The sequence below is a fragment of the Micromonospora foliorum genome (assembly GCF_022229015.1).
GTDB classification, from domain to species: domain Bacteria; phylum Actinomycetota; class Actinomycetes; order Mycobacteriales; family Micromonosporaceae; genus Micromonospora; species Micromonospora foliorum.
In genome coordinates, this window is record NZ_JAKKFF010000276.1 from 1 (window position 1) to 12,130 (window position 12,130).

Sequence of the window (12,130 nt, forward strand, 5' to 3'; positions counted from 1 at the left end):
CGTACCGGGCGCCGGTGGCCGCGCCGAGCAGGGCCGGCCCGGGCAGCAGCGGGTCGCCGGGGTGGTGCCGGCGCAGTCGGGGCGGGTCGGGCAGCCCGAGGCGCTTGACCAGCGCGCGGCCGGCGGCCGATTGGACGAAGCTCGCGTACCTGTCGGTCATGGGCGTAGCCTACTGGCGAGTAGGGTCCGAGCAACACATGTAGAGGAGGCGGATCGTGCAGAGCATCCGGCGGGTCGCGGTCATCGGGGGCAACCGCATCCCCTTCGCCCGTTCCAACTCCCGCTACGCGGACGCGTCGAACGCGGACCTGCTCGGCGCGGCGCTCGACGGCCTGATCGCCCGATACGGGCTGGCCGGGCAGCGCATCGGCGAGGTGGTGACCGGTGCAGTGCTCAAGCACTCCCGCGACTTCAACCTCACCCGAGAGGTGGTCCTCGGCTCCCGGCTCGACCCACACACCCCGGCGTACGACATCCAGCAGGCCTGCGGCACCGGCCTGGAGGCGACGATCCTGGTCGCCAACAAGATCGCCCTCGGCCAGCTCGACGTGGGCATCGCCGGCGGTGTCGACACCACCTCCGACGCCCCGCTCGCCGTCAACGAGGAGATGCGCCGCACGCTGCTCAAGCTCAACTCGGCCCGCACGCTTGGCGAACGGCTCAAGATCGCGGCGAAGCTGCGCCCGCTCCAGCCGTTCAAGCCGGAGATCCCGCGCAACGCCGAGCCGCGTACCGGCCTGTCCATGGGTGACCACGCCGCCCGCACCGCCGTGCGCTGGCAGATCGACCGGCGCTCGCAGGACGAGCTGGCGCTGCGCTCACACCAGCGCCTCGCCGCCGCGTACGACAGGGGTTTCTTCGACGACCTGATGACGCCGTACCTGGGGCTCACCCGAGACCAGAACCTCCGCCCGGACAGCAGCCTGGAGAAGCTGGCCTCGCTGAAGCCGGTCTTCGGCACCCGCGGCCCGGACGCCGAGCAGGCCACGATGACCGCTGGCAACTCGTCGCCCCTCACCGACGGCGCGTCCACCGTGCTGCTGGCCAGCGAGGAGTGGGCGGCGGCGCACCACCTGCCCGTGCTGGCCTGGTTCAGCTGGTCCGAGACGGCGGCGGTGGACTTCGTGCACGGCGACGAGGGGCTGCTGATGGCGCCCGCGTACGCGGTGCCCCGGATGCTGGCCCGTGCCGGGCTGACGTTGCAGGACTTCGACTACTACGAGATCCACGAGGCGTTCGCGTCGCAGGTGCTGGCCACCCTCGCCGCCTGGGAGTCGCCGGAGTTCAGCAAGGACCGGCTCGGCCTGGACGCGCCGCTGGGCGCGATCGACACCGACCGGCTCAACGTCAACGGCTCGTCGCTGGCCGCCGGGCACCCGTTCGCCGCCACCGGCGGGCGGATCGTGGCGACCCTGGCCAAGCTTTTGGCGGAGCGGGGCGGCGGGCGCGGGCTGATCTCCATCTGCGCCGCCGGTGGTCAGGGTGTGACCGCCATCCTGGAGCGCTGACCGGGCCCTCGCACGGCGACGCCCGCCGGACCTGAGGGTCTGGCGGGCGTCGATCGTGTGGTGTGGCTCAGCCGAGGGTGAACTTCTCCCAAGTGCTGATGGCGGGGCCGTTGGCGATCAGTGGTTTGCTGCCCGCGCCGTCGGCGCTGGCGTACTTGTTGTTGACGGTGGCCTTGAAGCTCACCGACCCGTCGCTGTTGCGGACCATGGTGAACCGTTCCCAGGTGCTGGCCGCGGGGGCGTTCGCGATCAGCGGCTTGGAGCCGGCGCCGTCGGCGGACACGAAGCGGTTGTTGGCACGGGCGAAGAGGGCGATCTGCCCGTTGCCGAGGTCGGCGATGTCGAAGCGCTCCCAGGTGCTGGCGGCGGTCTGGCTCGCGATCAGCGGTTTCACACCGGCACCGTCAGCCATCACGAAACGGCTGTTCACGTTGGCCTTCAGCGACCTGTTGGCGTCGGCGACCGGAACCTGGTGGAACTTCTCCCAGGTGTTGATCGTCGGCCGGCTCGCCGACAGCGTCAGAGCACCGCTGGGATCGGCGGTGGCGTACAGGTTGTTGCTCGCCTTGAGGCTGACGGTGCCGTCGCTGTTGCGGACGACGGTGAACGTCTCCGAGGCACCGACGACCTGGCTCTCGGCGTTCAGTGTCCCGTCGACCAACTGGGCGACGTAGCGGCCGTTGGCCCGTGCGACGAGGGCGACCTGGCCGTTGCCGGCGTCCGCCAGGTCGTACTGAGCGGACGCGGTCAGGCCGACCTGGTTGGGCCGCATGGGCGCGGCACCGACGTAGCGGAGGTTGGACAACGCGAGCAGGCCCACGGATGCGGTCCGCCGCAGCACGCTCACCTGCTCGGTGCTGCTGCCGGACAGCCCGTCGGTCCCCCTGGGGCTGACGGTGACGTCATAGGTGCCCGGTTTGGCGTATTTGTGGGTGGCGATCGGCGTCGACTGGGTGACGGAGGTGCCGTCGCCCCACCTGAACTCGTAGAAATCGATCGGGGTGAAGCCCGGCGTGGAGGCGGAGGCGTCCACCCTGACCGTGCTCGTGCCGAGATCCACGGTGGCGTCGAAGGACGCCACCGGGTGTCGGACGGCCTCGGCGGTGCCACGGTCGGCGTACGCGATCGGGCCGACGCCGGTGTTCGGCACGGCCGGGTCATCACGGCGTGGCTTCCCGTCGGTGTCGAGATCCTGGTAGCCGGGTGCCGTCGAGTTCGCCGAGTCGACGTTGTCTCGCACATCCCACGTGTACCGGTCGTGTGCGGCCTGCCCGGAGACGGTGCGGAACTGGGTGAGACCCATCCTGGTTCCGTTCCACGAGTAGCTGGTCGCGGACGTGGACTGGTGCCAGGTGTTGTTGTAATCGATCACGGTGCCGCTCAGCGCCTCGTCGTAGACCCCGATCTCGATCCCCTCCGAAACCTGCGGATCGCAGTAGCCCTGGGAGAAGGCGCCGTTGTTGCGGAGCACGTTGTTCTGCACCGAGATCTGGGACGACGTCCCGTCGACCCGGACGCCGCCCAGACAGCGGTCCTGGATGTCGTTGTTGGCGATGCTCGTGCCCGCGGCGCCGCGGTTGTGGATGCCGTAGCCGATCCCGCCCCTGATCCGGTTGTTGGCGATCACCGTCGCGGAGGCGGTAGGGCCAACCGAGATGGCAGCGCCTGAGAAGCCGGCAACATCGCCGCCGAGAATCGTGTTGTGCGGCCCGTCGATTCGAATGCCCACGCCGTCATCGGCGGCGACGTGTTTCGGGTCGGTCGACACCAGCGTGTCGTCGATGATCACCTCGCTTGTGGAGGCATCCATGGTCACTCCGCCGGCAAGCGCCGTCCCGCTGACGGTGAGGTGTTCCAGCGCCGCCACCCTCACATTGGCAAGTCGGATGGCGGGCGCGGTCGCGACGTTCGCCATCGTGAATTTGCCGCCGGCGATCATGATGTTCGAGGCGTTACGCAGATCGATCGCGGGTACGTCGGTTGACCCGCTGACATTGAATTCTTGAACGTAGATGTCGTGCTGGCCGTCGATGACCAGGCCCGCGTTCGGGCCGACAAGCGTCACCGGTGTGCGGGCGTTCCAGGCCATGAAGGAGATCTGCGCCTCTGGTATGCCAGAGCTGGTGAGGGTGACGCGCTCGGCGTAGTTGCCGCCTTCGACAAGAACCGCCCCGGGGGCGGTCACCACGGCGGCTGCTGCACCGATCGTGCAGAACGGCGTGTCGTCGGAGCCGGGCCCCTGGTCGGAGCAGTTCGCGTCGGCCTGCTTGACGTACAGAATCATAGGGTCGTCTGCCTGGGCGGGTGCGCCGGTGGCCAGCAGGGTGCCGCCGGTCACCGCGATCGCGGTGAGGCCGGCGAGGGATCTTCTACGCATGCATGCCCTCTGTCGTGAATTTGGATTCGGCTTCGCCGGAGATCAGACGGAGACCATGATCCGATACCGGCTGGTAACTGCACCGCCCCGGGCGACAAAACGGCCACTGGGCCCCACCGGCACCCGCCCTGGCCTGCCGGCCGGACGGGCCGCCGGGTAGGAGAGAATGAGGCACGTGACGACGATCCCCAACGTGCTGGCCAACCGGTACGCCTCGCCCGAACTGGTCGCCCTCTGGTCTCCGGAGGAGAAGGTCCGGATGGAGCGGCGACTCTGGCTCGCCGTGCTACGCGCTCAGCGCGACCTGGGTGTGCCGGTGCCGGACGGCGTGGTCGAGGCGTACGAGCGGGTGCTCGACCAGGTCGACCTCGCCTCGATCGCCGAGCGGGAGCGGGTCACCCGGCACGACGTGAAGGCCCGGATCGAGGAGTTCAGCGCGCTCGCCGGGCACGAGCACGTGCACAAGGGCATGACCTCCCGGGACCTCACCGAGAACGTCGAGCAGCTCCAGGTGCGTGCCTCGCTGGAGCTGATCCGCGACCGGGTGGTCGCCACCCTCGCCCGGTTGGCCTGGCTGGCCCACGAGCACTCCGAACTGGTCATGACCGGCCGCTCGCACAACGTGGCGGCACAGGCCACCACGCTGGGCAAGCGCTTCGCGTCGGCGGCAGAGGAACTGCTGATCGCGTACGAGCGGCTGGAGGAGCTGATCGTCCGCTACCCGCTGCGGGGGATCAAGGGACCGGTCGGCACGGCCGCCGACCAGCTCGACCTCTTCGACGGCGACGCCGACAAGGTGGCCGAGTTGGAGCGGCGGGTCGCCGAGCACCTGGGCTTCTCCCGGGTGCTGGACAGCGTCGGGCAGGTCTACCCGCGCTCGCTCGACTTCGACGTGCTGTCCGCGCTGGCCCAGACCGCCGCCGCGCCGTCGTCGCTGGCCACCACGATCCGGTTGATGGTCGGCCAGGAGTTGGCGACCGAGGGCTTCAAGCCGGGCCAGGTCGGTTCCAGCGCGATGCCGCACAAGATGAACACCCGCTCCTCGGAGCGGGTGAACGGCTTCGCCGTGATCATCCGGGGTTACCTGTCGATGGTCGGTGAGCTGGCCGGCGACCAGTGGAACGAGGGGGACGTGTCCTGCTCGGTGGTCCGCCGGGTGGCACTGCCGGACGCGTTCTTCGCCGCCGACGGGCTGTTCCAGACGTTCCTCACCGTGCTCGACGAGTTCGGCTCGTACCCGGCGGTGATCAACCGGGAGCTGGAGCGCTTCCTGCCGTTCCTGGCCACCACGAAGATCCTGGTCGCGGCGGTCCGCCGGGGCGTCGGTCGGGAGGTCGCCCACGAGGTGATCAAGGAGCACGCGGTCGCGGTGGCCCTGGCGATGCGCGAGAAGGGCTCACCGGAGAACGACCTCTTCGACCGCCTGGCGGCGGACGGCCGACTCGGCCTGTCCCGCGCCGACATCGACACCCTGGTGGCCGACCGCAACGCCTTCGTGGGTGCCGCCCAAGCCCAGGTAGCAGCGGTAACAAGCCGCATCACCAAGGTGGTAACCGCCCACCCCGAAGCCGCCACCTACAGCCCACCCCCCATCCTCTAACCCCCCACCCCACCCCCACCCCCTCCTGGGTGATCAAGAGGTTCGCGTCATTTTCGATCTCCTGGGTGACCGAAACCTCTTGATCAACAGGGGGATGGGTGGGTGGGTGGGTGGGGTTATTCGCCGGTTGGGGTTTCGGCGGCGGTTCTCAGGTTGGGGGCGCTGGCCGGTTCGGCGATGCCGCCGGGAGACCCGGTGAAGCCGGCGACCTCTGCGGTCCCCGCCGCCACCGCCGGCTGGTCGGCCGGCATGACCTCGGGCATCTTGGGTACGGCGACCACGGCCGTCCCGTACGCGCAGATCTCCATCCACATCTCGCCGCAGTCCCTACTGTCGAACCGCATGCCGATCACCGCGTTCGCGCCGAGCCGTAGGGCCTCCTCGCCGAGGCGGGCCACCGAGTCGGTGCGCCAGCGGGTCAGGTTGTCCGGGGCCATCGGGTCGTACGCGCCACCGCGCAGGTTCTTGACACCCTCGCGGTACGGGTTGCGCGTCCTGGCCATCGATGACACCACCTCACCGAGAATCTGGCGGATCTCGTAGCCGGGCAGTTGCTCTGTCGTCACGACCAGCACGGTTCCGATGCTGTCAGGAGTGGCGCGACCCGATCGTGTGCATTGTTCACCTGATCGGATGCTGCAAAACGACGCGGCGCGGACGGCCGGCACGTGGCCGACCATCCGCGCCGAGCGGGGCGTTAACCGTCAGACACCGGCCACCGAGGTGATCCAGGCCCGGTTGTACGCAACGCTGCCGTAGTTCTGGATGCTCGACCCGTCGGCGGTGGAGGCGACGCCGACCTGCTGGCCGTTGTAGAACTGCGGGCCACCGGAGTCACCGCGCCAGGCGTTGCCGTTGATCCGGGTGCTGCGGATCGCCTGGCCGCCGTACGCGTCGGTGGCGCTGTTGCTGGTCACCCGGACGGTGGCGGTCTTCAACACGGTGGACGCCGAGCAGCCGCTGTAGCAGGTCATGCCCCAGCCGTAGATCGAGTTGGTCGAGTTGATCGGCGGGTTGCTGCTGGCCAGGCTCACCGCGGAGGTGCTGACGGTGCTGGAGAGCCGCATGAGCGCGAGGTCGTTGCGGGTGTAGGTGGCGCTGACCGTGCGGGTGACCCCGCCGGAGGTGCGGTTCACGCTTCCGACGCGCACCGACATGGTGCCGCTGATGCAGTGCCGGGCGGTGAGCACCCACTGTGCGGCGATGACGCTGCCGGAGCAGGTGAACGAGCCGTTGCTGAGCACCGCGGCGGCCCAGGGGGCGGACGAGACGGTGCCGCCGCCGATGATGAGCGGGCTGGGCGGGGTGGCGGACGCGGCGGAGGTGACGCCGAGGGCGCCGACCAGCGCGGTGCTGAGTACGGCGAGCAGGGGGCGGATGCGCATCGGGGGGACTCCTTGGACGGGGCGGGCCCGGGATCGCCGGGTGCGGGTGGGGCGGCAGCGGGGGTTCCCGCGGACGCTCGAATCGACTTACGTCGATGTACAGTAGGGCCCGACGCGATCGTTATCAAGGATTTGATCGAGATTGGCCAATGTAACGATTCGGCCACCCGCTGCGCCGTGTATGTCCTGCTGAGGCCACCTGTGGCGCCTGACGGGTCACCCTGAGCGTCGGTAATGTCGATCACTGCCTGAACCGCACCCGGCCGGTGCGTCCGTGGCGATATCTGCCAGGTACGCTGGCTGCGCTCGCCCGTTGTGGGTCGGCACCCAACTGCGTACACAGTCAGGAGTGCCCAGTGCCTCGCGTCGTCGTCGACGTCATGCTCAAGCCCGAGATCCTCGATCCGCAGGGCCAGGCCGTCGCAAACGCGCTGCCCCGGCTCGGCGTCGGTGACGTCGCCTCGGTCCGGATCGGCAGGCGGATCGAGATCGAGTTCACCGGTGAACCGGACCTGGACCGCGCTCGGGAGATTGCCGACAAGCTGCTCGCCAACCCGGTCATCGAGGACTTCACCGTCCGCCTGGTCGAGGCCGACGAGACCGCGGACGCCCGCTCGTGACCGCCCGGGTCGGTGTGGTCACCTTCCCCGGCTCGCTCGACGACGGGGACGCGGCCCGGGCCGTCCGGATCGCCGGCGCCGAGCCGGTCCGGCTCTGGCACGGCGACCCGGCGCTGCACGGCGTCGACGCGGTCGTCCTGCCCGGCGGGTTCTCCTACGGTGACTACCTGCGGTGCGGTGCCATCGCCCGGTTCGCCCCGGTGATGGAGACGATCGTGGGCGCCGCCCAGGGTGGCCTGCCGGTGCTCGGCATCTGCAACGGCTTCCAGATCCTGTGCGAGGCGCACCTGCTGCCCGGCGCGCTCACCCGCAACCAGCACCTGCACTTCCGCAACCGGGACCAGGTCCTGCGCATCGAGTCGGCCGGGACCGCGTGGACCAACGCGTTCCAGCCCGGCCAGGAGGTGCTCATCCCGGTCAAGAACGGCGAGGGCTGCTACGTCGCGGACACCGCGACGCTGGACCAGCTCGAAGCCGAGGGTCGGGTCGTCGCCCGCTACGTCGGCGGCAACCCCAACGGGTCCCAGCGCGACATCGCCGCGATCACCAACGCCGCCGGCAACGTGGTCGGCATCATGCCGCACCCCGAGCACGCGGTGGAGGCGCTCACCGGCCCTTCGCTGGACGGCCTCGGCTTCTTCACGTCGGTCCTCAAGCACCTGGTGGGGGCGCCGGCATGACCGGCGGCACGATCATCGGTCAGCTCAACCGCCGGTCTGGCGGGCACGAGCGCAGCGAGGAGAGGTCATGACCACCCATCCGGACCCGGTACGCGACACACCGGAGGCGTACTCCGCTCCGGCGCAGCCGGCCGAGCCGAGCCCGGCGCAGCCGGTCGCACCGGCGACCGCTCCCGCCGAGCCGACCGCCGCCGTCTGGACCGAGGGCGTGGACACCGTGCCGCGCGCCGGTGGCACCCCGGGCGAGCTTCAGCCGTACACCGAGCTGGGCCTGCGCGACGACGAGTACGACCGGATCCGGCAGATCCTCGGCCGTCGGCCCACGCAGTCCGAGCTGGCGATGTATTCGATCATGTGGAGCGAGCACTGCTCCTACAAGTCGAGCAAGGTGCACCTGCGCCAGTTCGGCGAGAAGGCCCCGCACAGCGACCGGCTGCTCGCCGGCATCGGTGAGAACGCCGGTGTCGTGCAGGTCTCCGACGAGCTGGCGGTCACCTTCAAGGTCGAGTCGCACAACCACCCGAGCTTCGTCGAGCCGTACCAGGGCGCGGCGACCGGCGTCGGCGGCATCGTCCGGGACATCCTCGCCATGGGCGCCCGCCCGGTCGCGGTGATGGACCCGCTGCGCTTCGGCGCCGCGGACCACCCGGACACCGCCCGGGTGCTCACCGGCGTGGTCGCCGGCGTGGGCGGCTACGGCAACTGCCTGGGCCTGCCCAACATCGGTGGCGAGCTGGTCTTCGACCCCTCCTACCAGGGCAATCCGCTGCTCAACGCGCTCTGCCTGGGCGTGCTGCCGGTCAACCGGCTGCAGAACAAGGCCGCCGCCGGCCCGGGCAACGTTGTCGTGCTGATGGGCGCCAAGACCGGCCGCGACGGCATCGGCGGCGTGTCGGTGCTGGCCAGCGCGACCTTCGACGAGGGCAGCGAGGCCCGCCGACCCGCCGTGCAGGTCGGCGACCCGTTCACCGAGAAGCTGCTGATCGAGGCGTGCCTCGAGCTGTACGACGGCCAACTGGTCGTCGGCATCCAGGACCTCGGCGGCGCCGGCCTGACCTGCGCGCTCACCGAGACCGCCGCCGCTGCCGGCACTGGCATGCGGGTCTGGCTGGAGCGGGTTCCGCTGCGCGAGCCCTCGATGGACCCGCACGAGATCCTGGCCAGCGAGTCGCAGGAGCGGATGCTGCTGGTCGTCGAGCCGGACAAGCTCGACGCGGTGCTCAAGACCTGCGAGAAGTGGGGCGTCCTCGCCACCGCGATCGGTGAGGTCACCGCACCGGAGCCGGACGGCCGCCCGGGTCGACTGCTGATCACCTGGCAGGACCACCTGGTCGTCGACGTGCCGCCGGGTTCGCTTGTCGACGACGGCCCGGTCTACGCCCGGCCGATGCGCGAGCCGGCCGACCTGATCCTGCTCCAGGCCGACCGGGCCGAGACGCTGCCCCGCCCGGCCGACCCGGAGGCGCTGCGGGAGACCGTGCTGCGCATGATCGCGTCGCCGAACCTGGCCGACAAGACCTGGGTCACCGAGCAGTACGACCGCTACGTGCTGGGCAACACCGTGCTCGCCCAGCCGGAGGACGGCGGCGTGATCCGGATCGACGAGCGGACCGGCCTCGGCGTGGCGCTCTCGGTGGACGGCAACGGCCGGTACACCCGACTGGACCCGTACAACGGCACCAAGCTGGCCCTGGCCGAGGCGTACCGCAACGTTGCGGTGACCGGCGCGAAGCCGATCGCCGTGACCAACTGCCTCAACTTCGGCTCCCCGGAGGACCCGGGCGTGATGTGGCAGTTCGCCGAGGCCGTGCGCGGCCTGGCGGACGGCTGCCTGGAGCTGGGCATCCCGGTGACCGGCGGCAACGTCAGCTTCTACAACCAGACCGGCGCGGCGGCCATCCACCCGACCCCGGTGGTCGGCGTGCTGGGCGTGCTGGACAACGTCGCCGACCGGGTGCCGATGGGCTTCGTGCCGCGCGCCGGTGGCGACCACGACCAGCTCTACCTGCTCGGCGAGACGAACGTGGAGCTGTCCGGCTCCGAGTGGGCCTGGGTGACGCACGAGCACCTCGGCGGTATCCCGCCGCAGGTCGACCTCGCGCGGGAGAAGGCGCTCGCCGAGCTGCTGGCCGAGGCGGCCCGCGTCGGTCACCTCAGCTCGGCACACGACCTCTCCGACGGGGGCCTCGCCCAGAGCCTGGTCGAGTCCTGCCTGCGTCGCGGCGTCGGTGCCCGGGTCGCGGTGCCGGAGCAGTTCACCGAGGGCTCGATGCCGTTCGTCTACCTGTTCAGCGAGTCCGCCACGCGGGCGCTGGTCTCGGTGCCGCGCGGCCACGACAAGGCGTTCGCGGCGCTCTGCGCCGAGCGGGGCGTGCCGTTCGAGCTGATCGGCGTCACCGACCCGTCCGGCGGGGCACTCGAGGTGCACGGTCAGTTCCGGATCGGCCTGGACGAGCTGCGCAAGGCGCACACCGAGACGTTGCCGCGCCTCTTCGGGGGCTCGGCGGCGGTCGAGGTGCCCGCGCCGGCCGCCGGTGTGGCGGGTGCGGTCGAGGCCGTCCCGCTGCCGGTCGCGCAGGCCGTGCCGCTGGACCCGGCCGAGGTGGTCTCCGAGCCGATCGCCTCTTCGGGCCCTTCCCCGGAGACCGGCGCGGTCGAGCCGATCGGGTCTGAGCGGCCCGGCGGGGCTGAGCGGCCCGGCGGGGCGTCCGAGTCTGACCCCGGTGTCACCGAGCCGTCGCCTGACGAGCGCTGAGGCGTTGACGGCCGCTGTCTACGGCCAACCCGGATCCGGTGCCCGGTTCGACTGGGGGCTGACCGGGGCGGCCGAGCTCGGTCGGGTCTGCGCGGCGCTGGTGGTGGTGGACGTCCTCTCGTTCACCACCGCCGTGGAGGTGGCGGTCGCCCGGGGGATGCGGGTGCACCCGTTCCCCTGGGGTGAACAGGCCGCCGAGTACGCCGTCCGGGTCGGCGCGACCGCTGCTGTGGGGCGGCGGCAGACGACAGCTGAACATCCGTGGTCGCTCTCGCCCGCCGCGCTGAGCAGCGCGCCAGTGGTGGCGGACCTCGTACTGCCCTCCCCGAACGGCTCCGCCATCAGCGCCGCCGCCAGCGCCACCGGCGTGCCGGTGGTCGCGGCGTGCCTGCGCAACGCACGCGCCGTCGGGCGCTGGCTGCACCGCCAGGGGTACGGCACGGTCAACGCCCCGATCGGCGTGATCGCCTCGGGGGAGCGGTGGCCCGACGGGTCGCTGCGCCCGTCGGTGGAGGACCAACTCGGCGCCGCCTCGGTGCTGGACGCCCTCTCCGGCGTACCGGGTGGGCTCTCGGTGGAGGCGGCCATGGCGCTCGCCGCGCTGGCGAGCACCCCGGATGTGCCCGCCGCCGTGCGCGGCAGCGTGTCCGGGCGGGAGTTGACCGAGAACGGCTTCGCCGCGGACGTGGACGTCGCCGTCCGGATCGGCGTGTCGGATGTCGTTCCGGTGCTTCACCAGGGCGTCTTCTCCGCCGCCTGACCGCGTCGACCCGCGTGACCGCGCCGGCGCCCGCCCGCGCCGGCCCGCACTCTGTGATCAACTCGGCTTCCGGAAGTCGCGGTGTCCGAGACTGCGGGAGGGCCCGACTTCACGAAACGCGAGTGGGTCTTGCAGCGAAACGGCCACCCGGAGCGATCCGGGTGGCCGTTTCCACGTGCTGTGGTGGGGTCAGTCGTCCAGCCAGTCGAGGCGGCGACCGCCGCGCTCGGTCGGCGGCGGGGTCTCCGGTCGGTTCCGCCCGGCGGGCTGGCCGTATTCGCCCTGGTCGTAACCCCGGTCGTCGTAGCCGCCGCCGCGCTGCGGTGGAGGCTCCTGGCCGTAGTTACCGCCCTGGTCGTACCCGCCGGCGGGCTGACCGTAGCCGCCCTGGTCGTAACCCCGGTCGTCGTAGCCGCCGCCGCGCTGCGGTGGAGGCTCCTGGCCG

The 12,130-nt window shown here is 71.0% G+C and carries 9 protein-coding genes and 2 pseudogenes; 6 read left to right on the forward strand and 5 right to left on the reverse strand.

Annotated features, from left to right (window positions below):
* Nucleotides 1-160 (reverse strand): annotated as a pseudogene (locus tag PSH25_RS20390) (3-oxoacyl-ACP reductase); the annotation flags it as partial.
* 55 nt (nucleotides 161-215) lie between these two features.
* Between PSH25_RS20390 and PSH25_RS20395 the strand changes: the two are divergent.
* A complete protein-coding gene (locus tag PSH25_RS20395) occupies nucleotides 216-1,508 on the forward strand; it encodes an acetyl-CoA C-acetyltransferase (RefSeq protein ID WP_238660617.1) in 1,293 nt (430 codons plus the stop codon).
* Nucleotides 1,509-1,575: 67 nt separating this feature from the next.
* Here the strand turns inward: PSH25_RS20395 and PSH25_RS20400 are convergent, their stop codons facing one another.
* Nucleotides 1,576-3,885 (reverse strand): right-handed parallel beta-helix repeat-containing protein, encoded by a 2,310-nt coding sequence (locus tag PSH25_RS20400; RefSeq protein ID WP_238660618.1) that lies wholly within the window; start codon nucleotides 3,883-3,885, stop codon nucleotides 1,576-1,578.
* A gap of 175 nt (nucleotides 3,886-4,060) precedes the next feature.
* On the opposite strand from PSH25_RS20400, the gene purB reads away from it, so the two are divergent.
* Nucleotides 4,061-5,485 (forward strand): adenylosuccinate lyase, encoded by a 1,425-nt coding sequence (purB, locus tag PSH25_RS20405; RefSeq protein WP_238660619.1) that lies wholly within the window; start codon nucleotides 4,061-4,063, stop codon nucleotides 5,483-5,485.
* 116 nt (nucleotides 5,486-5,601) lie between these two features.
* Here the strand turns inward: purB and PSH25_RS20410 are convergent, their stop codons facing one another.
* Nucleotides 5,602-6,165, reverse strand: coding sequence for a YbjQ family protein (locus PSH25_RS20410; RefSeq protein WP_238660620.1), 564 nt, complete (start codon nucleotides 6,163-6,165; stop codon nucleotides 5,602-5,604).
* A 24-nt stretch (nucleotides 6,166-6,189) separates the two neighbouring features.
* Entirely contained in the window at nucleotides 6,190-6,870 is a 681-nt protein-coding gene (locus PSH25_RS20415; protein WP_238660621.1) for a S1 family peptidase, read from the reverse strand.
* Between the two features lie 356 nt (nucleotides 6,871-7,226).
* On the opposite strand from PSH25_RS20415, the gene purS reads away from it, so the two are divergent.
* The 4 genes from purS (at nucleotide 7,227) to PSH25_RS20435 (ending at nucleotide 11,685) form a co-directional block, all read left to right on the forward strand.
* Nucleotides 7,227-7,490 carry a phosphoribosylformylglycinamidine synthase subunit PurS gene (gene purS, locus PSH25_RS20420; protein ID WP_030491392.1) on the forward strand — a complete coding sequence of 88 codons (264 nt, stop codon included), beginning with the start codon at nucleotides 7,227-7,229 and terminating at the stop codon, nucleotides 7,488-7,490.
* Entirely contained in the window at nucleotides 7,487-8,170 is a 684-nt protein-coding gene (purQ, locus tag PSH25_RS20425) for a phosphoribosylformylglycinamidine synthase subunit PurQ (RefSeq protein ID WP_238660622.1), read from the forward strand. Before purS ends, purQ begins: the two co-directional genes overlap by 4 nt.
* 67 nt (nucleotides 8,171-8,237) lie before the next feature.
* On the forward strand, nucleotides 8,238-10,925 hold the full coding sequence (gene purL / locus PSH25_RS20430; RefSeq protein ID WP_238660623.1) for a phosphoribosylformylglycinamidine synthase subunit PurL: 2,688 nt from the start codon (nucleotides 8,238-8,240) through the stop codon (nucleotides 10,923-10,925).
* A gap of 4 nt (nucleotides 10,926-10,929) precedes the next feature.
* A complete protein-coding gene (locus PSH25_RS20435; RefSeq protein WP_238660624.1) occupies nucleotides 10,930-11,685 on the forward strand; it encodes a 2-phosphosulfolactate phosphatase in 756 nt (251 codons plus the stop codon).
* 189 nt (nucleotides 11,686-11,874) lie between these two features.
* Here PSH25_RS20435 and PSH25_RS20440 read toward each other — a convergent pair.
* A pseudogene (locus tag PSH25_RS20440) lies at nucleotides 11,875-12,130 on the reverse strand (hypothetical protein); the annotation flags it as partial.